This window comes from Stutzerimonas stutzeri, from assembly GCF_024448895.1.
GTDB lineage: Bacteria > Pseudomonadota > Gammaproteobacteria > Pseudomonadales > Pseudomonadaceae > Stutzerimonas > Stutzerimonas stutzeri_Q.
Window position 1 is genome coordinate 1 of the sequence record NZ_JAMOIC010000015.1, and the last position, 23,651, is coordinate 23,651.

Here is a 23,651-nt window from a genome sequence, read left to right on the forward strand (position 1 = left end):
TTACCGGAGTGAGGGAAGTCGAGCGCAGCGAGACCCGGATGCAGGGGCAAGACCTTTTGGTTCCTTTTGGGGCGACTGCCAAAAGGGACTCGCCCAGCAGGGCGAAACTAATGCCTCAGCCAACATCGGCAATCGGGCGCCTTCAACGAAGCGAAAGCCAAATAGCTTCGCGAGCAATGAGTCGTGGCGCCACTCGCCCCAATAATCCTACCCTGAGTTCCATGCCCAGACGTTCGCATCCAGTCGCGCCCCGCCGCGACTCCAACGAAAAAAGACCCCTCGTATGCGCCTGATCCACACCTCCGACTGGCACCTCGGCCAGACCCTCCACGGCCAGGACCGCGACTACGAACACGCGCAGTACCTCGCCTGGCTGCTCGACCAGCTAATCACGCACCAGCCCGACGCCCTGCTGATCGCCGGCGACATCTTCGACACGGTCAACCCGCCGCTCAAGGCTCAGGAGCGCCTGTACGACTTCATCGTCCGCGCCCATGAAAAGTTGCCGCAGCTGGACATCGTGATGATCGCAGGCAACCACGACTCAGGCGGGCGCATCGAACTTCCCGGGCCGCTGATGAAGCGCCTCAATGCCCACGCCATCGGCCGCATAAGCTGGATCGCCGAGAACCAGCTCGATCACAACCGACTTCTGGTCCCGCTGCACAACGCCAAGGGCGAGATCGCCGGCTGGTGCCTGGCCCTGCCCTTCCTGCGTCCGGCAGAAGTCACCGGTGGCGAGGCTGGAGACGACTATATGCTCGGCATCCGCCACGTCCATCACCACCTGATCTCCGCCGCCGAAGCGCAGCGCCAACCCGGTCAGGCGCTGATCGCCATGAGCCACGCACACATGGCCGGTGGCGCGGTATCGGAGGACTCGGAGCGCAATATCGTCATCGGCAACGCCGAGGCGCTGCCGGCCAGCCTGTTTCCCGAGCCCATCGCCTATGTCGCCCTCGGCCACCTGCACAAGCCGCAGAAGGTCGCCGGCCAAGAGCGCATCCGTTACAGCGGCTCGCCCTTGCCGCTGTCCTTTGGCGAGATCAATTACCCGCACCAGATCCTGCTGGTGAGCTTTGATGGCGACAGGCTTGCCACTGTCGAGGCGCTGCCCGTACCCCGCGCGGTGGAGATGATCCGCATTGGCCGCGCGCCGCTGGCCGAGGTCACTAGCCAGCTCGAAGCGCTGCCACCGGTGGGCCTGTTTGCCGAAAACCTGCCGTGGCTCGAAGTGCGCGTGCAGCTCGACGAGCCCATGCCCGACCTGCGCCAGCGCATCGAAACGGCGATCACCGGCAAGGCCTGCCGCCTGGTGCGGATCGCCAGTGAATACCGTGGCGTGCGTGGCGAGGCTGAGTCGGAAGTGCTGCTCGGGCTCGACCAGATCACCCCGCAGGAACTCTTCACCCGCGCCTGGGAAGAGCAATTCGGCAACCCACCGGATGAGCAGGCGATGGACGACTTTGCCAGTCTGCTGCAGCAGGTCGAGTTCGCTGGCGAAGGAGACGCCCGATGAAGATTCTCGCCATCCGCCTGAAGAATCTGGCGTCCCTAGCCGGCGAGCAGGCCATCGACTTCACTGCAGAGCCGTTGGCCAGCGCGGGGTTATTCGCCATCACCGGGCCAACAGGCGCCGGCAAGAGCACCATTCTCGACGCCCTGTGTCTGGCACTCTTCGGCAAAACACCAAGACTCGCTAATACCAATGCACTTAGCAAAGTGCCGGATGGCGACGGTGAAATTGGTACAAACGACGTGCGCAACTTGCTACGTCGCGGCTGTGGAAACGGGTATGCGGAAGTGGATTTCGTCGGCATTGATGGAAATCGTTACCGCGCCCGATGGGAGGTCAAGCGGGCGCGCGAAAAAGTCGATGGGCGCTTGCAAGCTAGCAATCAGAGCCTGACAGACCTTGATGGCGGCCAACTTTTAGCCAGCGGTAAGAAGGGGGAATTCGAAGAACTGATACAACACAAGCTCGGCCTCAACCTCGCCCAGTTCACCAGGGCGGTTCTCCTTGCACAAAGCGAGTTCAGCGCCTTCTTGAAAGCAAAAGACGATGAGCGAGGCACTCTACTAGAGAAACTAACCGACACAGCTCTTTACAGCCGTATCGGTCAATCGGCCTACGCAGCGTCTCAGCAGGCGAAAGAAATATTAGGGGAATTGACGCGTCAAGCAGAAGGAGTAATACCTCTCGAACCCGAAGCGCGCCAAGCCCTGGAAGACCAGCACCAGCAACAGCTGGCCGAACTCAAAGAACTGCAACAGCAACTCGAAACCCTGAAACAACAGCACCAATGGCTGCTGGACCGCGCGCGGTTGCAAAGCGAGCGTGACGGTGCCCGCGATCAGCTCACCGAGGCCGAAGCAGAACGGGAAAACCTGGCCGATGCACGACGCATCCTTGGGCTATTCGAGCAATTGGCACCGCAGCGCCATCGCTTCCTACGCGCCACAGAACTCGAACCACTATTGGCGAAGGTCGACCAGAACCTGACCCGCCACGCCCGCGACCACGCCGCCGTTCATTCACGTCTCCAGGAACTGGAACAGGCTTGCCAGGCGTCGACTAAAGCGCTGAAGGCCGCTGAACAAGCCATCAAGACCGCGGAACCGGCGCTCGCCCAGGCCCGCCGTGAAGAAGAGCGCCTGAGCCACATCGGTAACGACCTGCGTGACGCACGCGGCCAAACCGAACAGGCGGAAATTGCCAGCAAGGCCGGCGAGCAGGCCCTGAGCCAGCTGCGCCAACAGCAGGAACTGGGTGCGTCGCAGCTCAAGACGCTGGACGACCAGCTGTTACGCAGTGCAGACCTGCAACCGCTGTGCGCATCATGGAGTGGCTATCGTCCTCGCCTGCAACAAGCGGTACAGATCGCCGCTCGCCTGCAGCAAGGCCGTCAGGAGCTGCCCGCGCTGGAAGCGGCTGCCACTGCCGCAGAAACCGCGCAGACGCGCGCGCGCAAAGCCCTCGACGAACTGCAAACGAAAATCGGCGGCGACACTGGTGTGGCCGAGCAACTGGCGCAACTGACCAACACACTCGAAGTCTGGCGTGAAGCCGAAAGCGAATTCTCAAGGCTCCATAGCCTCTGGACGCGACAGCAGCAGCTCAGCGCGCAGCAGGACAGGCTCAAGGATGAACAAAGCGGTCAACAAGCCGAACTCGCTGCGCTGGTCCCGATTGGCAAACTCGCCGGAAGCGAACGCGACGATGCGGAAAAAGCACTCAAGGTCGTGCAGGCCCTCCTTGATCGACAGCGCCTGGCACGCAGCGCCAACGTCGAAGCCCTGCGCGCCGCGTTGGTGCCGGGCGAACCCTGCAGCGTTTGTGGCAGTGGCGAGCATCCCTGGCACGACGGCGAGGCCTTGCTCACTGCCCTCGAAGGGCACGACGAGCATGAGCTCGAACAGGCGCAACGGCATCTCAAGACGCAGGACGAAAGGCTGCAGTCCCTGCGCGACCAGCACATTGCCCTCACAACCGGCATCAAGCAGAGCACACAGCGCCTGGCCGAAGTCGCCGATGAGCAAGCCAAGCTTGCACAACAACTGGCTGCCCTGCCCGCCCATACCAAGCTGCTGGAGCAGCTTGAAGCTACTCGCCTGACCTGGCTCGACAGCCGAATAGCCTCGCTCAAAACCGACATCGCGACCGCGAGCACCAGGCAGCGCGAATTACTCAACCTGCAGCAGCGCAGCGAAACGCTGCAAAAAGCCTGGCAGAGCGCGCGGGAAAGCTGCGTCCAGGCCACGCAAGCACTGGCGGCACAACGCGATGCCATCGCCCGTGACGACGCACGAATGGACGAAGAATTGGCCGAGCTAGCCAGCGTGCTGCCGGCGGCCCTACTGGAGCATTGGCGTGACAAGCCCGCCGAGACCTTCATGCAGCTGGACAGCCAGATCGAAGCGCGGCGTCAGCAGATCGATCAGCACGCCGCATTGGCAGAGGAACGGCAGCAACGTCAGGCCGCACTGGAGCGCGAGCAGCTGCAGCAACAGCATCGCCTGGATCAACACAAAGCCTGTGCCGCCCGTCTCGCCGGGCTGCAAACCCGTGAACAAGCCTGCCGTGTGATGCTGCGTGAAAGTCTGGGCGAGCAGCCCAGCGCACAGACGTGGCAACAGCAGCTGGAAGTTGCAGTCCAGACCGCGCGCCAGCAACAGGCCGATATTGACCGGCAGTTGACCGAAGCCCGTGTCGAACTAACCCGACTCGCCGGTGAGCAACAGAATTGCAGCCAGCGCCGAGAGGAGTTGCTAAGCGAACGCAACGCGCTGGGCGACGAACTTGCGATTTGGCGCGCCGCGCATCCGGATCTAGACGATGCGACCCTGGCCCAGCTGCTCCAGCTGGACGACACATTGCTTGCCGAAGCGCGCGAGCGCCTGCGTGCCAACACCGAACAGCTCGCCCGCAGCCGCGAGCGCCTGGACGGCTGCGAGCAGCGCCTGGCCGCACATCAGGCAAGCCAGCCGGACGCACCCGATGCCGCATCGCTCGAAGCGGAATTCGCCGTACAGCAAACCCGCTGTGACGAAGCCGAGCAGCGCCATACCGACGTCCGCGCCGCGCTGCTCGACGACGACAGGCGCCGCAATCAAAGCCAGGCCTTGCTCTCGCAGGTCGCCGACGCCACCGCGGAAAGCCAGCGTTGGGGCCGCATTGCCGCGCTCATCGGCTCAAGTGACGGCGGTGCCTTCCGCAAGATCGCTCAGGCGTACAACCTCGACCTACTGGTGCAGCACGCCAATGTACAGCTGCGCCAGCTGGCACGGCGCTACCGACTCAAGCGCGGCGGCAGCCCGCTGGGGCTGTTGGTGATGGATACGGAGATGGGCGACGAGCTGCGCTCAGTGCATTCGTTGTCTGGGGGCGAGACGTTTCTCGTCTCGCTGGCGCTTGCGTTGGGCCTGGCCTCGATGGCCTCGAGCAAGCTGAAGATCGAATCGTTGTTCATCGACGAAGGCTTCGGCAGCCTTGATCCCGAGTCGCTGCAGATCGCCATGGACGCGCTGGATTCGCTGCAGGCGCAAGGCCGCAAGGTGGCGGTGATTTCACACGTGGCGGAAATGCACGAACGCATCCCGGTGCAGATTCAGGTGCAGCGCATGGGGAATGGACAGAGCGGGTTGGAGATCGTGGGCTCGGGGGGCGTTTAGAAGACGCAGTGCATCTTCTGAAGATGGTGTGAGTCTAGGGAGATTGCCTGGGCGACACTTTGGGCGAATAAATTCGCCCCTACATTTGATGTAGGGGCGTGGCGCGATGGGTACGGTGCTTGGCTTACTTTAGGCCATGGCCGCTTGGTAACGCCGCTGCACTTCAGGCCAATTGATGACCTGATAGAACGCGTTGATGTATTCGGGCCGGCGGTTCTGGTAGCGCAGGTAGTAGGCGTGTTCCCAGACGTCCAGCCCGAGGATCGGTGTGTTGCCGTTCATCAATGGGCTGTCCTGATTGCCGGTGTGCTCGACCACCAGCTTCTTCTCGGGCGTGACGCTCAGCCAGGCCCAGCCGCTGCCGAAGCGTGAAACCGCTGCTTTGGTAAAGGCGTCCTTGAATTTATCGAAGCCGCCCAGCTGCTCGTCGATGGCTTCAGCGAGTTCACCTTCCGGCGTACCTCCGGCGTTGACCGCCATTACCGTCCAGAACAGCAAATGGTTGGCGTGGCCGCCGCCCTGGTTGATCACAGCAGGCTGTTTATCGGATGGCAGCTGCTGAATCATCGTCAGCAGTTTTTCTACCGGAATCTCAGCCCACTCGGTGCCTTCCAGCGCCGCGTTGAGGTTGTTGATGTAGGTCTGGTGGTGCTTGGTGTAGTGGATTTCCATGGTCTGGGCATCGATGTGAGGCTCCAGCGCATCGTAAGCATAAGGAAGATCGGGAAGCGTATGAGGCATGTCAGTGAACTCCGTGATAGGGGCCTTCATGCAAGAGAGCCTGCTGTTGTAATGCTGACGCAGGCTGATGGGTGCTGCGCTTGAGCACACGGCGAATGCGCGGAGTTTCGCCGTGCACAGTGGTGAACTGCAGAAGTTCGATGTAGCTGTGCCGACTATGGCGTAGGCACGCCTGGCGCAGTTCGGGCTTCAGCCGAACGTCAACGAGGCACTGCAGCAAGTGCTCGTGAATGGCACACAGGTATTCGGCGCTTTCCTCGGGCTGCTCAAGCCGCAGATGAACGTCGGCAAGGTTGTGGTGAGAAATAACGTAGGCCGCGACCGCCTCATCGACGTCGTGCCATCGCTCGAAAAGGACTCGACTGAGTGCAAGGGCCTGCAAGTACTGCTCGCGGGCATCGATGTATTCGCGCCGGCTGAATAACTCATTGGCCAGTTCGACGGTCCGTTTCCAGTGCTCCATGGGTGGTCTCCTTGAAGCGGGGCGCTTCAGCGGATGGAAGGTGCACAGCGAACGAGGCCGACGGTGCTGAACAGTGCCGGCCTTCGCTAATGATTTTAATTATCATTTACCGGCAGAGCTGAGCAAGCGCTGCGTGTGGCCCACCGACGAACGAGCATTTGCGAGGCCGAACATTCGGACGGAAACGAGGCGGGAGAAGAGCCACTGATGACACAGGACGCAGACTGAAATCTGACGATTGACTGGACTTGCTGCCGAGCAAACGGCCGGGGACGGACGGTGCGAAACAGAAGCGAACCCCGGAAACGCGGCTTGTGGCTACGCCCCGAAGTCCGCACGAGAGAGGGTGTTGCGGGCGCACCGCTTGTGGCCATGCACCTACCTGCCCGATGCAGCACATCAGCAGGCGAGGCAAGGATAAGAACCCTGGCTTTCATTTAGCTGTCGACCATGCAAGCACTGCCGGGTAACCATCATGAGCCAAACAGCCGTTATCGCTAATCAGTTGCACGCCATGCACCAGCAGGGCTTCGTGCTGCTACGTCATGTCTTGCAGCCGCCACAGATCGAAGCCGTACGCCGCGCAATCGATCAGCTGGAGCCGATCCACTGGGATTACCAAGGACTGGTGGATGATCACTACAAGTGCGTCTTCAACCGTGATCCGTTCTGGTTGCCCTACCTCGACCTGCCGGGCGTGATCGAACTGGCAGAAGCCTGCCTCGGGCGCGACTGCCACGTGATCGGCCAAACGGCCTGGCGCAGCCACCCGGGGTTCGTCGGCGGTGAATTGCATGCCGACTACCTCGATGTGGAGCTGCCTGAGAAATGGCTGAGAGACCCCGCATTCGAACTACCGATGCAGATCTGTACGGCGCACCTCTACCTCGACCGGATCGACGCCGACCTGTGCCCCACCCTGGTGATTCCCGGCAGCCATCGTGCGGGGCGTAAACCAAGGCCCGGCGAAACCAGCTGGCAGGGTCTTCAGCCGCAACCGGTGCTTTGCGAGGCTGGGGATGTGCTGATTTTCCGCAGCGATCTCTGGCACGCCGGCAGCCGCAACCGGACCGCCGACCGCAGCCGCAACCTGCTGCAAGTGCATTACGGAAGGCGAATGGTCGCGCAGAAGTTCTCGCCCTACCTGACGTGGGCCTTCAACCCTGAGGTAGTCGCTACCGCCACGCCCAGGCAGCGCCGTTTGCTCGGTGAGCATGAAGCTTCGGAATATGACTGAGCGCAGAGCAGCCTCGTCGCGGCGTTCCAGGCTGTCGGCCGAATAAATTCGGCCCTACGTCCCGGTAGTACCGTGCGATTGCGTATGGAGCTGATACGGATACGACTGGAGTGGCGAGCCCAGCAGGGCAAGGTCAGGGCCTACAAACTTGGTGCGAGCCGTAGGGCTGAACGTGTTCGGCCATGACACTACGCGCTACCGATAAGCTGGAGCGCCAGGAGAAATGTCTGGCAGCATTCCAGACTCTCGGCCGAATAAATCCGGCCATACGTTCAGCTAGGCCCGTGCGATTGCGTATGGAGCTGATACGGATACGACTGGAGCGGCAAGCCCAGCAGGTCAAGGTCAGGGCCTGCAAACTTGGTGCGAGCCGCAGGGCTGTACGTATTCGGCCATGACAGTCATCGCGCTACCGATAAGCGGAGCGTCGGGGGAAGTACTTGGAAGCACCCCAGACCTTCAGCGAATAAATTCGGCCCTACGTTCCGGCAGGCGGCCTGTGCAGCTGGGGATGGATGCTACTTCTAAGCGCTGGCATAAGTTCTGCATTTGAGTGCGCACCAGCCGTCGCGCGCGGCGCCATTCGAAGAGAAACCACAATGATTTCCTGCCGCAGCCAAGTAACGGAAATGATCATCTCCACCAAGGTGCGCAAGGGCCTGAAATGGAGCCAGGTGGCCGAATCCATAGGCATGTCGAAGGAATGGACCACCGCCGGACGCCTCGGCCAGATGGCATTCGACAAACCCCAGGCGGAGACACTGGGCAAGCTATTCGACCTGTCCGACGAGGCTATCGCCTGGCTGCAGATCGTGCCCTATAAAGGGTCACTGCCCACTTCCGTGCCCACCGATCCGCTGATCTATCGCTGGTACGAGCTGGTCAACGTCTACGGAACCACCATCAAGGAGCTGATTCATGAGGAATTCGGCGACGGCATCATGAGCGCCATCGACTTCTCCATGGACATTCAGCGCCAGCCCGACCCCAAGGGAGATCGGGTCAATGTGGTGTTGTCCGGTAAATTCCTGCCGTACAAGAGTTACTGATCAGCGGGTACGTATCTCGCCACGAGCCAAACTCTCGACCCGATTACCCATCGGATCGGTCGCCTCCAGATCGGCGCCGCGCTCGCGTAGCGCTTCGAGCAAGGCCTCGCGCTGGAACAACGCGGCGTACATCGCTGGCGTCTGGCCGGCGTTGTTGCGCTGGTCGGGATCGCACTCGGTGGCTAGCAATCGTTTGGCGATGCGCAGCTCGCCTTTGAAGATCGCGCCCATCAACGCCGTATTGCCGCGTTTGTCCTTGGCGCAGGCATCGGCACCAGCGCTTATCAGGCGTTCGACAGTGTCAGGCTGCCCGTTGTAGGCGGCCAGGATCAGGGCGGTGTAGCCCTTGTCGTCCGCGGTGTTCAGGTCGTAACCGGCCTGAATGAATTCCTGTAGCACTTCGTTATCGCCGAAGCGGGCGGCATTGAAAAAGTAATCGCGAAGTTGGCTCTGTACCTGATCGGCATCGTCGTGCTGGACGTCCGTCGGTTCCGAGTAAGCGAAAGCGTGCCCGCTACCAAGCAGCAGCGCGGCCAGTAGAAATAGGCTTTTCATGTTCTCTCCCGAAAGGGTGACCCGAGCCGCGCTCGGGTCAGTGGGCCGCCGTGCGTGGCAGCGGCCCGTTGCGACATCAGTCCTGCAGCTTGGCAGCTATCGTTTTGACTCGATCAAGATCGGACTTGGCGACCTTGGTCAGCCCTTCTCCGTACTCGGCATCGGCCTTGTAGAAGAACGACAGCAGGTGGTAGCGCGCTTCTTCATCAGCCTTGGCGAGCTCGCCGCCCAGGGTGTTGATCAGGTCCGTGCGCTCCTTCTTGCTGAACGAGCGATACAGATCGCCGGCCTGCTTGAAGTTCTGCTGACGCTGGATCGGCGCCTGCTGGGTGGTGCCACTCAACTCCAGCTTGCTGTACATCGCCCGAGGCGTTTCCTCGCGGTTCTCACGACGGCTCGGCTGGTAGTTGACGCTGGTAGTGGTATGACCGCTGTTCAGCTGGCCGTCCTGGTTGCCGTTATTGACGTCCACCTTCGGGCGGTTGATCGGCAGACTAAGACCATTGGCACCGATGCGGTACATCTGGGTATCAGCGTAGGAGAACAGGCGTCCCTGCAGCAGACGATCCTCCGAGGGCTCGATACCGGGCACCAGATTGGCCGGCGCCATGGCGACCTGCTCGGTCTCCTGGAACACGTTATCCGGGTTCTTGTTCAGCACCATCTGGCCGATCTTGCGCTCCGGCACGTCAGGCCAGATCTTGGTAGCGTCCAGCGGATCGAAGTCGAACTTCGCCAGATCTTGCGGCTTGAGCACCTGGATGTAGAGGTCCCACTTCGGGTAGTCACCCTTGTCGATAGCGGTAATCAGATCGCGCGACAGATGGCTGTAGTCCTTGCCCTGCATCGCCTCGTTCTCTTTCGGGTCGAGGTTCTTCAAGCCTTGCTGACTTTTCCAGTGGAACTTGACGTAGTGCACCTGCCCCTCGTCATTGACCAGCTTGTAAGCGTGAACGCCGTTGCCGTCCATCATCCGGTAGCTCGCCGGCGTGCCCTGGTTGGAGTACAGCAGCGTCAGGGTGCGAGTGGCTTCGGGATGGTGCGAGAGGAAGTCGAACCGGCGGGTATCGTCATCCAGATTGGTGCGCGGGTCCGGCTTGAACGCGTGGACCATGTCCGGAAACTTGATCGCGTCGCGGATGAAGAAGGTCGGAAAGTTGTTGCCGACCAGATCCCAGCTGCCATCGGCAGTGTAGAACTTGGTGGCGAAACCGCGTGGATCACGCAATGTTTCGGGCGAATGCAGGCCATGAACGACAGTCGAGAAGCGGACGAACACCGGCGTGGTCTCACCCTTTTCGAACACCTTGGCCAGTGACAGATCGGAGATGTCGGCAGTGGCAGTGAACTCGCCGTGGGCACCGGTGCCACGCGCATGCACGACGCGCTCGGGCACTCGCTCGCGACCGAAACGCTGCAGCTTCTGCAGCAGCTGCACGTCCTGCAGCAGGGTCGGGCCGTTGGGGCCGGCGGTCTGCGAGTTCTGGTTGTTGCCGACCGGCGCGCCATTATCGCGGGTCAGCGGAGCGGCATGGGCCGAAAGGGTCAGCAAGCTGGCGGAAAGCACGCCTAACAGCATGCGGGCAGGCAAAGCGCCTGACAGGTAACGATTCATCTAGTCGTCCTCTTCTCATTTTAATTGCGTGTTGCACGCGTCGAGGAGACTAGGGTTCGGGGCACGATAGGCGAAATTGAATAAGCGAAGCGGCGTGATAGGAAAATTCTGGTTGTTTCGCACTCTCGTGCGGTTCACGCGCACCCGTCTGCACGACGGCTATGGCGAGCTTTGGTCAAAGACGAGCTCTAGTGCAGGCTCGCGCCGAGTCGCTGTGCACTTGCCCGCTGCTCCTGAATGTCGCTCAGCCGCAGCTGGGTCAGGTAGGCCGCCAGGGCCTCTATATCGGCGTCGGACAGCTTGCTGGCAATGCCGATCATCACTGAGCCGGCGCGGCTCGGGTCGTTCGCGCGGAACCGGGTAAGCGCCTTGCGAATGTACTCGTCAGGTTGGCCGGCCAGGCGCGGCATTGTCTCCATGCCCTGCGCGCGGTCACCGTGGCAGGCGGTGCAGGTGCCCTGAAACAGCACTCCACCACGCTTGATGCGATCCGGCTCTGCGCTGGCTGCAGACGGGGCAACCTTCTGTTGACTGAAGTAGACGGCGATGTTGACCCGGTCCTCTAGCGTCAGGCTTTTGGCCAGCTTCGACATGACGTAGTCGACCCGCTTGCCATTGGCGAATTTCTCGAACGAGTGAAACAGGTAGATGGGGCTCTGAGAGGCCAGGTTCGGGATGTGCGGCCGCTTGCTGTTGCCGTCCTCACCGTGACAGTAACCACAGAACACCGCACGCTCCTGCCCTGCAGCATAAGCTTGCTCGCGACGCGAGGGATCATCCATCAGATAGCTGAAGCGCTGCATTGCCTCCTCGCTGGCATGGGCAATCGGGGCGAGAAAACTGAACAGGACAAAGATGATCAGGCGCATGGCGAATCCGGCACGGGTTGAAGTTGAAGCGCGTAGGCAGCCGGACTATAGGGATAAAACCAAGCGCGATACTGGCGCAGGTCAATAAAGCCGCACTCAGCCGCGCGCGGCCGGGCAGAAGCGAAATCAGCTCACATCTGTGCCCAGGCCCCAGCAGCGATAAGGGCCCGATCGACTGCATAGTCATGGACAGACCACTGCCGCACCGCTGCGCGCTATTGCCGCATTGACCCTCTGATAAAAAACTGAAGGTCGTGCGCATATGGCGAACACAGCCGTGCCGTATTCGACTAAAGTAGCGGCCCTTTTTGCCAGCACGAGCCGCGCAACATGTTAGATGCACATGCCGAACTGACCATGACCGTCCTGATGACACCGGACAAGGCCAACTTTTCGGGCAACGTACATGGCGGCACCCTGCTGAAATACCTCGACGAAGTAGCTTACGCCTGCGCCAGCCGATATGCCGGACAGTACGTGGTCACGCTGTCAGTGGACCAGGTTAACTTCCGCCAGCCAGTGCACGTCGGTGAGCTGGTGACCTTTCTTGCGTCGGTCAACTACGTCGGCACCACGTCGATGGAAATCGGCATCAAGGTGGTCACCGAAGACATCCGGCAGAAAACGGTCCGTCACACCAACAGCTGCTTTTTCACCATGGTCGCAGTCGGTGAAGATGGCCGCCCCGCAGCAGTGCCTCCGCTGCAGCCGACCTCGCCCGACCAGAAACGCCGATTCATCCAGGCGCAGCAGCGCCGCCAGATTCGTCGTGAATTGGAAGAGCGTTATCGCGCACTCAAAGACGATTACTGATAGCAGCGACTGAAGCGTAACGCTCACTGAGGCAGGCCGGATCACGCGCGGCGCGCCACAAGGCTCGGCAGTCGCAGCAGGCGTGCACGCCTGCAGGCAAAAACCCTATACAATCCGCGGCTTTTCGCATCAGCCAACCGAGGATTCGCCGTGAGCGCTTTGCCATCCTGCCCCCAATGCAACTCCGAATACACCTACGAGGACGGCCAGATGCTGGTCTGTCCGGAGTGCGGCCACGAGTGGCAGGCCAACGCCGCCGAGCAATCCGGCGATGACGCCAAAGTGATCAAGGACTCGGTCGGCAACACGCTGCAGGACGGCGACACCATCACGGTAATCAAGGACCTGAAGGTCAAAGGCTCATCGCTGGTCGTGAAAGTCGGCACCAAGGTCAAAAACATTCGCCTGGTCGACGGCGACCATGACATTGACTGCAAGATCGACGGCATCGGCGCGATGAAGCTGAAATCGGAGTTCGTCAGAAAGGTCTGACGCAACGCTCGCCATACGGCCGTAGGGTGGATCGCGCTTCATCGATCCACCAAGGGAACTCACGGTGGATGTTAAAAGCGACATTCACCCTACGTTCCTGCGAGATCTATGAGTGGGCACGATAAGCGGAATCCGAGCTTCGCCAGATCGATCTGACGCAACGCTCGCCATACAGCCGTAGGGTGGATCGCGCTTCATCGATCCACCAAGCGGAGTCACGGTGGATGTAAAAAGCGACATCCACCCTACGGTCCGACAGAGGCTGATCGGCTGGTGATCAGCTCTCAATTACCCCGATCGCTGGCGAAGTAACCCCAATCACGGCGTCAGATAGGACGATCGAGTCAACCCCAGACGCAACGCATCGATGTACTGCGTGCGCTCCTTCGCGCTGAGCCGCGCACTCGATACCTTGTCGCGGTAATAGGTCATCAGCTCCTCGGGCGACAGGTGCACGTAGCGCAACATGTCCTCGATGGTGTCGTGGGTCTCGATGCCGGCGTGGTAGAAACTGCCATCCTCGCGTTGATAGACGTTTACCGAATCGGTATCGCCAAACAGGTTGTGCATGTCGCCAAGAATTTCCTGGTAAGCACCCACCAAGAAGACACCGAGGAAGTACTCCTCCCCCGCCTGAATATCGTGCACCGGCATGCTGTTCTCGATGCTCTGCTCGTCGACGTAATGCTTGATCTTGCCGTCGGAATCGCAGGTCAGATCCTGCAGCACGGCGCGACGCACCGGCTCTTCAGTCAAACGATGCAGCGGCACGATGGGCAGAATCTGGTCGATGGCCCAGGTGTCCGGCAGGCTCTGGAACACCGAGAAGTTGCAGATGTACTTATCGGCGAGCTTGTCATTCAGCTCGTCCAACACGGCGCGGTGCGAGCGCTGACGGGCCTTGAGCTGGTTGTACAAACGGCGGCAGATAGCAAAGTAGCTCTGCTCGGCCATCGCCTTCTGCGCCAGCGACAGCTTGCCGGACGCGTACTGCGCAGCCGCTTCGCTCATGTAGTGCGTGGCACGCCAATAGGTTTCCGTGACCATCTCGGGATCGGTCGGGCCGAGCAGATCAGCCAGGGCCTGGACGATCTCCGGCAGTTCGTCGTAGTTCTCGATGATCGGCGCTTCGTCATTGTGGCGCTCGAAGTCGGTCACCTGCATCACCAGTACAGCATGGTGCGCGGTCATCGCACGGCCACTCTCCGAAAAGATGTGTGGATGCGGCAGCTCCTGCCGATCACAGAACTCCTTGAGCATGCCAACCACAGTGCCGGCGTACTCGTCGATGTCATAGTTGATCGAACTGGCATTGCGCGAATGGGTGCCGTCGTAGTCAACCCCCAGGCCGCCGCCAACGTCGATATGGTCGACCGGCAGGCCCAGCGCACGCAGCTCTGCGTAATAACGAATGGCCTCGCGGAAGCCGTCGCGATAGTCGGCCAGGTTGGCAATCTGCGAACCCATATGGAAGTGCAGTAAACGAACACCCTGATCGACGCCCGCGGCGCGGAAGCGGTCAATGACGGTAAGCAGCTGCGCGGCCGACAGTCCGAACTTGGACTTCTCACCGCCGGTATCGGCCCACTTGCTCGACGCCAGTGAGGACAGTCGCACACGCAGACCAACCTGCGGGACGATCTTCAGCTCAGCCGCTTCCTCGATCACCAGCCCGACCTCGGACATCTTCTCGATGACGATGAATACATTGTGGCCGAGCTTCTGGCCCATCAGCGCGAGACGAATGAACTCCCGGTCCTTGTAGCCGTTGCAGACGATGGTGCCGCCCTTCGGCGCCAGCGCCAGCACCGCCATCAGCTCTGGCTTGGAGCCCGCTTCAAGGCCGATGGAGACGTTCTGCGTGGCGATGATGTTCTCGATCACCGCCTCCTGCTGATTGACCTTGATCGGGTACAGCGCGGTGTACTTGCTCTGGTACTCAAGGCGCTCGATGTTAGCATCGAAGGCCCCGGTCAAACGACGCACGCGGTCCTGCAGGATATCGGGGAAGCGCACCAGCAGCGGGAGAGTCAAGCCGGCATCGCGCAGCTGCTCGATCAGGCTGGTGAACTCGATGGCCTCCCCATTGGGCCCCTGCGGGCGCACCTCGACATGGCCCTCATCACTGATCGAAAAGTAGCCTGCGCCCCAATGACGAATGCCATACACGCTGCGACTATCCGCTGCGGTCCACTGGCTTCCGTCATCTTTACGTGTGCGTCTTACAGGCATCTAAGCCTCCTGAAAATGAGATGGGGTCTGTCGAGCGTAGCGCGACAACAAGGCAGTACAGGTTGGACAGCAGCCGGGCCATGAAATAAGCGCAGATGCCGGATTGGCTTGAAAAAACGGGCTCAACCGCCGGACTTCTTGGCCTTGAAACCGCGCTTTATCAGTTCGTCGGTGAGCAATTGAACATGGTCGCCCTGGATCTCGATCACGCCTTCTTTGAGCGCGCCGCCGGTACCGCAGCGGCGCTTTAGCGCGCTGGCCAGTTCCTTGAGTTCAGCTTCAGCGAGGGGAAGGCCGGATATGGTAGTTACCGTCTTGCCGCCCCGCCCTTTGCTTTCCCGGCGAACACGAGCGATGCCATCACCCGCGGGAATCAGCAGTTGCTTGCAGATGCAGGCGTCCAGCGGTTGGCTGCAATCTGGGCAGTGGCGCCCCGTGTCGGTGGAAAAGACCAGACCGCCAAGGCCTGAACGGGACGTGGTTTTCTTGGCCACACACAACCTCTTGAAGACAGAAATCGGCGCGACTAGGCTCAGCGCCATAAAGCCGTCCAATTTAACAGCAAAACCGGCGCACTCGAAGGGCTGCGCAGCGCTTTGCTGCAAACGCCGCCGAATAGCACGACAGCACCGCACTAAGTGATGAAATGCTACGTTCAGGCCGCTGAAAGACCGCCGCTCTGCCTCTTGACCATCGGTCACGCATACCTAACGACGGGCGTTGTGTAAGGCCCGATCCGCGGCGAAGACCGACGCACCTCAGCCCAACGGTATCAGTGCCAGACATGACGATTCAACGAAACGACGCGCCCGACAATCAAACCCAACCAGCGCCGGGTTGGTCATCAATACACCGTGCGCACCAGAGCCTTGGCAGTGTCAGAATCAGAGTCGACCAGCAGGGGCGTACGGCTCGGAGTCGATGCAAGGCGAGCGATCCAGCATCAGATCCGTCAATAGCTGGCATGAAGCAGGCGCCAATACCAGCCCGTTTCGGAAATGCCCGCAATTGAGCCAAAGCCCCTCGTGGCCCGGCACCGGCCCTATATAAGGAATGCCCTCAGGCGAAGCAGGACGCAGACCCGCCCAATGCTTGACCACTGTGGCATCAGCCAGCCCAGGAAGCAGATCAATGGCCGTCTCTCGGAGGCTTTCCAGGGCATCTTCGGTTGGCGTCTTGTCGAAACCGACATCCTCCAACGTACTGCCCACGAGAATGTGACCATCACGCCGCGGAATCGCATAACGCCGCTTGGCCAGCACGATGCTCGGCAGGAAATTTTGGGCGCACTTGAACAAGATCATCTGGCCCTTCATGGGCTTGACCGGCAGCTCGAGCCCCAGTGTTGCAAGCAGCCGCCCACTCCAGGCGCCCGCCGCGACGACAACCTGCTCGGCACGCATCTCGCCCTGCGCCGTTTGCACGCCGACGACTCGCGCACCTTCATTAATGAAACCGCTTACAGGGCAATGTTCGATGATCGTCACATTGGACAGCCTCGCCAACGCTGCACGCAGCGCCTGTAGCAACCGCGGATTGCGGACATTGGCCACGCCTGGCATGTACACCGCGCTTGAGAAACCATCGCCAAGCGAAGGCACAGCGGTATGTACCTGCTCCAGGTCTACGGGGTGCAGCGGCCGACCATGGCGGCGTGCCCAGGCCAGGGATTGGTCTTCATCTTCCAGATCCAGCCAGTACAGCCCAGTCTCGTGAACCTCCGGATCGACCCCGCTCTGCTGCTTCAAAGCCTCGCCGAGCCCCGGGTAGTAGTCCTGCGACCAATGCGCCAGTGCTGTAATCGCTGCGCTATAACGCCAGGGGTATAGCGGCGAGACAATACCGCCACCGGCCCAGGAGGCTTCGGTGCCGGCGCGTTGCTGATCGAGCAATACGACCGAGACGCCCTGTTCGGCGAGCTGCAGTGACGACAGCATACCGATGACGCCCGCTCCGACTACACAAATGGTCACTGATATCTCCAAGCAATGAATTAATGCCCGGGATTTTACCAGCAGCGCGCAGTTGAGTCGGCGGGCGCTGAGGTCGCAGCCGTACGAGCACCCGTATTGGAAAGCGTGAACGTCCTACAACTGGTGTCGCCCAACTGCGTGCCAGCGGCAGTGGCCGTGAGAACAAACGTAGTGGGGTTGATCACCGCAGTTAGCGCGTAGTGCCCTTCAGCCGATGCGTAGGCCGCGTCGTAGAGGGTCGCCTCGGCACAATCATCATGGTCGTATTGATTGAAACTGGTGAAGCAGCGCGTCAGCTCCTGAGCGGAGCGGGTCAAAGCCGCCTCCGCGTCGCTTCTGTTGCCTTTCATCACATACTCACGGTAATTGGGGTAAGCAATGGCCGCCAGAACGCCAATGATGGCAACAACGATCATCAGCTCAATAAGCGTGAAACCAGCGCTACGTTCTGCATCGATAGATTTATTGAAACTAGCCATTAGCGTAACTGCCTCCAGGAAAGCCGCCCTTCGTTAGCGCCGCCTTTTTCGACGGTGACATCAATCCCGCCCGCAGTGCCACTCGCAAACTTATATTCAATGTCGCCGGCAGAAATGATCGCAGGTGTCTTGATGATGCCCTGCCTGGACTTCTTGCCGCTCATTGGATCACCGTCGACCAGATCGAGGTCATTGATCACGCCATCGCCGTTCACGTCGAAGACCGGATAAGCAAGACGGCCCCCGCTCCAGGCGTCAAGTTCCATTAGCCAGCTGTCGCCGCCAGCCGAACAAACGCTTTGGGACGGAATGACAGTCGGGAAAATGATCCGGCCATTGCGCAATATCGGCGCGCTCACCACCCGCTCGCCCTGCCTGCCAGTGGTACCGCTCATGCTTGGCTTTATCAAGTCCAGATACCAGCCGGATTTGCTGCTGTAGTCGACCGTGGTGTTGGAAACCTTGCGCAATGACAGCGAACCAAAGTTCTTCTCCAACAAAATGGTCTGTGCTACTAACGAGCCACGACCGCTACCAGTTGCTTGCGTAATTGCAGCGTCGGCATCAACAATCCCATAGAAACTTTCCACCCTGGATGTCGCCGGCGGGGTAGGCACAACGACATCGCTAGGCATGAAATAACTTCCAGTACCAAAGAAGACCATCAGGCGGTTGCCGTCCGGGTTGTAACCCAGTTCGGGAACTGAGGTGATGGGCTGTGCCTCCCCGGCAGCGTTTTTTGCCCTGAAGAGCGGAGCGGGCGTGTTGCCGCTCTTGTAGGCCACTTCCCAGTTGGCTCGGGTCGTCGAGTTATTTCCCGTAAAACCAAACTTCCACATGTTTCCAGCGAGATCGCCTGCGTAGGCCTGAATAAGTGTCCGCTGCGCATTAGCTAGCAAGGCCGGGCCAGAAAGCCCATTGGCTGTTGTGCTGGTGCCTGTCGAAATAGCCACCCTATCAGTTGCAGAAGCCAGGTTCACCACCAGCAGTTTCGCCTGTTCATTCTGACTGTTATAACCGTTTCCAAAAACAGCACCCCAGGTGCCATCCGGAAGCCGACCGATGATACCGGGGCTCATGACATTACCTATGTCCGCCCAATTGGCATCATCAAGCTCAAACAGAACATCGGAAGGCCTGAAGCCGGTCCCGGTGCCTGCGTTAGTCAGATCCAGTGCGAATACGCCACGATAACCTGCTCCGTAGCTTCCGATCGCAACCGTGCGCCAGGAATCGTCGATGTAGGCGTCGCCGATGAAAATCTGGCCATCGACAAAATAGCGATGCGGATTGGATACCATTCCGTAGTCTGGCGCGGTGATCTTGCGTATATCGTTGAAGACTTTACTAGGCATGTAGGCGAACGCCTCTACGCCTGTCGTGGCGTTAAACGCATGGAGCATTCCGTCGTTTGCGCCAACCAACAGTAGAGGGGCCTTGTCTGCCTTCGCAGCCACGTAGGCCGCATATGAATCGGCACCCGGCGTACCTGCAGGCAGCCGGCTATACCCGTAATCCTGCGCGCCAACGAACACTGGGTCGGAGTTGACGACGTCACCTAGCAGATACTTGCGTTTACGTAAGTCTCCAGCAGGTTGCTCCTGATCTCGGACCCCTTTAAGCCAGGCCAGTCGTTGCTGCCCGAGAGTCACTTGCGCCGTAGTCAGGGTTTGGCTGCTAGCTCCAGCCAAGCCCGCCTTCTGGGAACTGCTCAAAGAGTCCCATTCAAGATTTGCTCCGCCAGTGCCCGTCCAGGTCACGATCTTGCGGTTGCCTGGCGACGGTATTTTGCCGGACTGGTTGGTATCCCACGCCACGACACTGATATCTCCACCCGCCGCAACTCGGTACGCCAGAAGCTGACCACTCCAGTCGTTGCTGTCGAAACGAGCCTGGTAGATCAGCGTCTCAGTATCCAGCCGTGTCGAGTTGGTGGCGACCGACGCAGACGAAGACGCTGTCGCCGCAACCTGTTCGAAGGCTTTCGCCAATGACGCTTCTAGTTGAGCTGGGTTGCTGGCGAAAAAGTAGGTATCTGGAACGCCATCACCGTCCGCGTCCCACTCGTCCACCGTGTTGGGCTTGCCATCATTATTGATGTCCTCGAAACCGCCCCACTTGGCTGCGTAGTACAGCGGTTGCTCGAGAGACTTGGCTGAGGTTGTGCCAATGACGTAGGTACGAGCGGTGGCATTGGCTACGTCGCACCGCCCGTCAGTTCCACTGCTGCGGCAAGAACCCGACTCGCCGGTACCGACACCCGGGTTAGGGTCCGTCGGGAAAGGGAAGCCATTAATGCCGGAATGCACATGGAACCCGTCCGACTCGGTACCGCCTATGACATAACCAAAGCCCATTTTGTCGCCCGTGGATTGGGCCATCACTTGGCTGGTGACACTGATGGTCGAACCCGAAATGGCGTAATCGATCACGCCCCACATATCCTGGTCGTAATCACCGCCCTGTTCGCTATCTTCCCAGTTGACGTAGAGCTTCCCTGCCGATGAAGAAGAGTTGACAACTTTGAAGTCGACGATCGCGCAGTTGCCGCCGATAGAGCTGTTCTTACAAGCTGGCAGAATGCTTATTTTCTTCCCTTGCTCCAGCGGGATCTCAATCTTAGGTACTGCGGGCGCCAAGGCCACGCCGTAGGTCTTCACTTTCTGGTTCCCGGAAAGCGCGGGTAAAAGATCATGCGTACGAGCGTAATTGGCGAGACCGGCTATCTTGTACGTCCCTTCCAGCCGAGGCGCGTCAGGACAAGTACCGGAGGCGTCTGAAAGGTTAGCAATTGTCTTCGGCGTGCACAGCCCATCGACCGATGTGCCTGACTTCCCGATGAAGAAAGTGCCGCCATTGATCGACTCTCCGGCTCCCACCGTATTGGTGCTGTTGGTGGGCGCGCCCAAGGTTGACAGGTTGTCACCATCGTATGACGTGGTACTCGCGTTGAACTGAATGATGTTCAAAGGCGCGCAAGAGTTTTCACTGGTTATCGGAGCGCTCCAGGCGGCAGAGTTCAAACCACTGATTTTGTCTGGGTTTGGCACAGCGAAGGCAGGCGACCCTCCAGATAGGTAGCTGAGCGATTCCTGAAAAATCTCGGCTTGCGGATTACCCCAGTTAGTGCATTGACCGTTATTGAAGGAAGACTTTCCCCAACTGCAATTGTCACCGCTACTGTTGTTGTAGGTACCATCACTGAAATCGTAACCATAAATGGTCAGTTTGTTGAGCGCGCTGATGATCCCCCCAGTAGACGGCGCAGACAGAAACACCCCTGTCTCGGCGTTTATTTCATCATTCATGCTCGACACATTCTTACGCAGCACACCTCCGGATTTGTTCTTGCTGTATGACCCTGTCATCAGGCCGAACTTGATTAGATTGCTGTCGCCGTATGTCTGCAGCAAGCCAATTGGCTTCAGAGAAGTACCGGTTGCTGAGTTGTAGGCCTTGCACTTTTCGCTTCCAAGCATGGAAGCGCTGGCACAGACCTTTACCCGAACGTTGAAATCGCCGCCATTCGACGAGTTGCTTGGCATCGAAGGGCTGTTTGAATACGCCTTGATACCAGTCTTACTCGGATCGTTGCCATTGCTATTTCTGGACCAGCGGCACTGCCATCGTTCGTTAGCAGCCCAAAGTGAGTAATTGCCTTTCACCACACGCATTAGTGGCGCGCTTGTGGAATTATGCGAAAAGCCGCTGGACTCTGTCGTATTACAAATGGTCAGACCCGCTGCGGAAGAATCGGAAAACTCTGTAACAGATACCCCAGCTAACTTGGGCAAATCGGAACCACGGTAATATTTTGCGAAACTATGCGCATCGTTTGGCAAAAAAGCGCGCTGTAGAACTGTCTCAGTTGTCGAATCGATAGAGCGAAGCCCGCCGTAAAGAATCTTCCGTACCGCATCGATACGGGTCATGGTGGCCCAATTCAGGAAATTCCCCGCCCACTGCCCGGTCGTGGTTCCGCTGTTACAGTACTTATCAGCCGTCAAGCTGGCCGGTTCGTAACGCCCGCTGCTGTATACATAGCATTTTTGGGTATCGAAATAGCCATAGTAATCAATCTGGTGATTGTAAGTAGTGTCGAGCACACCATCCTTATTCACATCCGAATAATCATCGTAAGCCTTATAGAAAAGCTGATGATCCTTCGACATGTTCAACATGACGATGGGGGCAACCGGCGCATTGAGAAACAGCGGCACATTGCTGAGACTGACCGCATTTGCGGACATTGCAACAGAGCCCACCAGCAACGCACTTATGCATGCCTTGAGCGCAGACTTCGAAATCCAGTTTTTCATGCTTGTTCCTTAATCAGCGCTTGAAGGTCGATTGCAATACGACGACAGAGTCGCCTGTACCGCCACCGGCGCGGCTGGTCACGCGATATACCCGGGACAGGGTGTCCTCACCGAATTTAGCGCTATTGCCAGTCGTGGCTGCAGGCAATGCCGGAAGGAGTTCAATGACATATTGCGGGTTGGGCACACCATAGTTGAGGGTCGCCGTGACCGCCGGACTTGCAGCCCAGTTGAATACAGTTCCGCTCCCGCACGACCACCAAAAACAAGGGTCGCCCGGACGGGCAACCGGCGCTGCAACAGGCGCGGTAATGGTGGCTTTACGTAACTCGTTTTCACCTGCACGCAATCCGGCCTCAGCGACCTGAAATGCTATATTGCGATCGCGCATGTTACCTGCCATCGATTCCTGTAAATTCGAGTCCTGCATACCCGCAAGACCGATGATGGTTAGAAGTAACAACATAATCAGGGCCACTATAAGAACAGCGCCGCGCTGATTGCTCGCTGAATTTCCCATGTTCAAAGTCCTAGTCCAGACGGCTGCGAATACCGATAGTGGATACAAAGACCTGTCTTAAACGACGGTCCTGGGTACCTGACGACGGGTTTACCGTGCTTCCATTGAAAGTGATTTGTTGGGGCGTTTCGACAATATTGTCGTCGTTGCTTTGCAATAGCAGCGCGACGCGAACACTGGTGACCTTCGCCCAGTTGGCTACGTGCGTGGCTCGGTCTGCATTTGAAATAGAGGCTGCCGTCACGTAAGAGTCCGGCACACCATCGCCGGACGTGTCGTAGCCATGGGTGATTTGCATGTCTTGAATGCCCTCGACCAGCTCCACTGGCGCACCGGTGCCGGCACGCTGATACAGCGCTCGCCTCCCTGCTGGGTTCTCACCGATGAAATAAGCCAAAGTGCTAACGCGCAGTAGCTCGGACTCGACGCCAAAGACTTCCTCTGGCGGCGCTGACGAGCCGCCCCAACTAGCAGGTGACGCATTGCCAGGACTCCCTGACGCCGCATGCACTACTAACGCAGCAGAAGCCCCATCCGCGTTCAAGTTGGTCACTTGAAACACACGACTTTTCGCGCAATCGGAAATCATCACGACATCATTCTGGCAAAGCGAGCCGCTGGCTGTGCAATCAGGCCCGCCATCCTCTCCAGCGATAACCGGGGAGTTCGTTTCGGCTCTAAGATTGCCACTGCTGTTATTCGCTTTTATCCCAACATCGCCAGTGAAAGCCCCACGGACAAACAAGAGGTCTGTTCCGGCGATCGGCGTAACAGTAGATCCCCAGCCAGAGATAGTGCCTACGTTGTTGAGCCCCTCAACAGGCATCTCGAAGTCGAACAAAAGCTTATGGGACGCAGTTGATGGATTGATATTTAGTCCATTATGCAAGCTGCTGTTAGCTCCGCTGGCACAACCTGCATAGCCAGCCATACGTGTATCACGGCTTAAGAAATCAACTGCGAGGCGTCCATTTTCCTGTATTCGCGAAAGCGCATCTTGCGTTGTATATACGCGCTTGCTGCCTAGGAATATCTGTAACACGCCAGTCATTAATACCAGACCAATGACCATTGCGATCATCAGTTCAACCAGAGACAGCCCTGCTTGGCCTCGTTTCATAA

Annotated in this window: 18 protein-coding genes; 6 read left to right on the forward strand and 12 right to left on the reverse strand. The window is 59.1% G+C overall.

Features of this window, described 5'->3' with window-relative positions; translation table 11 throughout:
* Nucleotides 1–283 precede the first annotated feature (283 nt).
* Nucleotides 284–1,519, forward strand: coding sequence for an exonuclease SbcCD subunit D C-terminal domain-containing protein (locus NA619_RS17010; RefSeq protein ID WP_255963032.1), 1,236 nt, complete (start codon nt 284–286; stop codon nt 1,517–1,519).
* On the forward strand, nt 1,516–5,172 hold the full coding sequence (locus NA619_RS17015; protein WP_255963033.1) for an AAA family ATPase: 3,657 nt from the start codon (nt 1,516–1,518) through the stop codon (nt 5,170–5,172). The genes NA619_RS17010 and NA619_RS17015 overlap by 4 nt, the downstream gene beginning before the upstream one ends.
* A gap of 129 nt (nt 5,173–5,301) precedes the next feature.
* Here the strand turns inward: NA619_RS17015 and NA619_RS17020 are convergent, their stop codons facing one another.
* A complete protein-coding gene (locus tag NA619_RS17020; RefSeq protein WP_255963034.1) occupies nt 5,302–5,913 on the reverse strand; it encodes a superoxide dismutase in 612 nt (203 codons plus the stop codon).
* A 1-nt stretch (nt 5,914) separates the two neighbouring features.
* Nucleotides 5,915–6,376: a hypothetical protein gene (locus tag NA619_RS17025; RefSeq protein WP_255963035.1), complete on the reverse strand. Its 462-nt coding sequence runs from the start codon at nt 6,374–6,376 to the stop codon at nt 5,915–5,917.
* A gap of 475 nt (nt 6,377–6,851) precedes the next feature.
* Between NA619_RS17025 and NA619_RS17030 the strand changes: the two genes are divergently transcribed.
* Nucleotides 6,852–7,613: a phytanoyl-CoA dioxygenase family protein gene (locus NA619_RS17030; protein ID WP_255963036.1), complete on the forward strand. Its 762-nt coding sequence runs from the start codon at nt 6,852–6,854 to the stop codon at nt 7,611–7,613.
* A 599-nt stretch (nt 7,614–8,212) separates the two neighbouring features.
* Nucleotides 8,213–8,662, forward strand: coding sequence for a cyanase (cynS, locus tag NA619_RS17035; RefSeq protein WP_255963037.1), 450 nt, complete (start codon nt 8,213–8,215; stop codon nt 8,660–8,662).
* Here cynS and NA619_RS17040 read toward each other — a convergent pair whose 3' ends face one another.
* The 3 genes from NA619_RS17040 to NA619_RS17050 form a co-directional block, all read right to left on the reverse strand.
* Nucleotides 8,663–9,217 carry an ankyrin repeat domain-containing protein gene (locus NA619_RS17040; RefSeq protein WP_255963038.1) on the reverse strand — a complete coding sequence of 185 codons (555 nt, stop codon included), beginning with the start codon at nt 9,215–9,217 and terminating at the stop codon, nt 8,663–8,665. It abuts the gene before it with no gap.
* Between the two features lie 76 nt (nt 9,218–9,293).
* Nucleotides 9,294–10,796, reverse strand: a complete 1,503-nt coding sequence (locus NA619_RS17045; protein ID WP_423836846.1) for a catalase — start codon at nt 10,794–10,796, stop codon at nt 9,294–9,296.
* Nucleotides 10,797–11,020: 224 nt separating this feature from the next.
* Entirely contained in the window at nt 11,021–11,701 is a 681-nt protein-coding gene (locus tag NA619_RS17050; RefSeq protein ID WP_255963040.1) for a c-type cytochrome, read from the reverse strand.
* A 330-nt stretch (nt 11,702–12,031) separates the two neighbouring features.
* Between NA619_RS17050 and NA619_RS17055 the strand changes: the two genes are divergently transcribed.
* Nucleotides 12,032–12,514: an acyl-CoA thioesterase gene (locus NA619_RS17055; protein WP_255963041.1), complete on the forward strand. Its 483-nt coding sequence runs from the start codon at nt 12,032–12,034 to the stop codon at nt 12,512–12,514.
* A 150-nt stretch (nt 12,515–12,664) separates the two neighbouring features.
* On the forward strand, nt 12,665–13,006 hold the full coding sequence (locus tag NA619_RS17060; protein ID WP_255963042.1) for a zinc ribbon domain-containing protein YjdM: 342 nt from the start codon (nt 12,665–12,667) through the stop codon (nt 13,004–13,006).
* A gap of 318 nt (nt 13,007–13,324) precedes the next feature.
* Here the strand turns inward: NA619_RS17060 and speA are convergent, their stop codons facing one another.
* From speA to NA619_RS17100, 7 genes are all read right to left on the reverse strand, one after another.
* Complete coding sequence (gene speA, locus NA619_RS17065; RefSeq protein WP_255963043.1) at nt 13,325–15,238, reverse strand: arginine decarboxylase; 1,914 nt, start codon at nt 15,236–15,238, stop codon at nt 13,325–13,327.
* A gap of 122 nt (nt 15,239–15,360) precedes the next feature.
* A complete protein-coding gene (locus tag NA619_RS17070) occupies nt 15,361–15,732 on the reverse strand; it encodes a translation initiation factor Sui1 (protein WP_255963044.1) in 372 nt (123 codons plus the stop codon).
* A gap of 390 nt (nt 15,733–16,122) precedes the next feature.
* Nucleotides 16,123–17,211 (reverse strand): glycine oxidase ThiO, encoded by a 1,089-nt coding sequence (thiO, locus tag NA619_RS17075; protein WP_423836844.1) that lies wholly within the window; start codon nt 17,209–17,211, stop codon nt 16,123–16,125.
* Between the two features lie 35 nt (nt 17,212–17,246).
* Nucleotides 17,247–17,690 carry a type IV pilin protein gene (locus tag NA619_RS17080; RefSeq protein ID WP_272891809.1) on the reverse strand — a complete coding sequence of 148 codons (444 nt, stop codon included), beginning with the start codon at nt 17,688–17,690 and terminating at the stop codon, nt 17,247–17,249.
* The gene (locus tag NA619_RS17090; RefSeq protein ID WP_255963045.1) at nt 17,690–22,009 is read right to left on the reverse strand and encodes a pilus assembly protein; all 4,320 of its coding nucleotides are present in this window, start codon (nt 22,007–22,009) and stop codon (nt 17,690–17,692) included. Before NA619_RS17090 ends, NA619_RS17080 begins: the two co-directional genes overlap by 1 nt.
* Before the next feature lie 13 nt (nt 22,010–22,022).
* Nucleotides 22,023–22,529, reverse strand: a complete 507-nt coding sequence (locus NA619_RS17095) for a pilus assembly PilX family protein (protein ID WP_255963046.1) — start codon at nt 22,527–22,529, stop codon at nt 22,023–22,025.
* A 10-nt stretch (nt 22,530–22,539) separates the two neighbouring features.
* A complete protein-coding gene (locus NA619_RS17100) occupies nt 22,540–23,649 on the reverse strand; it encodes a PilW family protein (RefSeq protein WP_255963047.1) in 1,110 nt (369 codons plus the stop codon).
* Nucleotides 23,650–23,651 lie beyond the last annotated feature (2 nt).

Bases quoted from the DNA above. Each gene is read 5' to 3' on its own strand.
- NA619_RS17010 (WP_255963032.1), top strand. From the start codon at position 284: ATGCGCCTGATCCACACCTCCGACTGGCACCTCGGCCAGACCCTCCAC.
- NA619_RS17015 (WP_255963033.1), top strand. From the start codon at position 1,516: ATGAAGATTCTCGCCATCCGCCTGAAGAATCTGGCGTCCCTAGCCGGC.
- NA619_RS17020 (WP_255963034.1), bottom strand. From the start codon at position 5,913: ATGCCTCATACGCTTCCCGATCTTCCTTATGCTTACGATGCGCTGGAG.
- NA619_RS17025 (WP_255963035.1), bottom strand. From the start codon at position 6,376: ATGGAGCACTGGAAACGGACCGTCGAACTGGCCAATGAGTTATTCAGC.
- NA619_RS17030 (WP_255963036.1), top strand. From the start codon at position 6,852: ATGAGCCAAACAGCCGTTATCGCTAATCAGTTGCACGCCATGCACCAG.
- cynS (WP_255963037.1), top strand. From the start codon at position 8,213: ATGATTTCCTGCCGCAGCCAAGTAACGGAAATGATCATCTCCACCAAG.
- NA619_RS17040 (WP_255963038.1), bottom strand. From the start codon at position 9,217: ATGAAAAGCCTATTTCTACTGGCCGCGCTGCTGCTTGGTAGCGGGCAC.
- NA619_RS17045 (WP_423836846.1), bottom strand. From the start codon at position 10,796: ATGCTGTTAGGCGTGCTTTCCGCCAGCTTGCTGACCCTTTCGGCCCAT.
- NA619_RS17050 (WP_255963040.1), bottom strand. From the start codon at position 11,701: ATGCGCCTGATCATCTTTGTCCTGTTCAGTTTTCTCGCCCCGATTGCC.
- NA619_RS17055 (WP_255963041.1), top strand. From the start codon at position 12,032: ATGTTAGATGCACATGCCGAACTGACCATGACCGTCCTGATGACACCG.
- speA (WP_255963043.1), bottom strand. From the start codon at position 15,238: ATGCCTGTAAGACGCACACGTAAAGATGACGGAAGCCAGTGGACCGCA.
- NA619_RS17080 (WP_272891809.1), bottom strand. From the start codon at position 17,690: ATGGCTAGTTTCAATAAATCTATCGATGCAGAACGTAGCGCTGGTTTC.
- NA619_RS17090 (WP_255963045.1), bottom strand. From the start codon at position 22,009: ATGAAAAACTGGATTTCGAAGTCTGCGCTCAAGGCATGCATAAGTGCG.
- NA619_RS17095 (WP_255963046.1), bottom strand. From the start codon at position 22,529: ATGGGAAATTCAGCGAGCAATCAGCGCGGCGCTGTTCTTATAGTGGCC.
- NA619_RS17100 (WP_255963047.1), bottom strand. From the start codon at position 23,649: ATGAAACGAGGCCAAGCAGGGCTGTCTCTGGTTGAACTGATGATCGCA.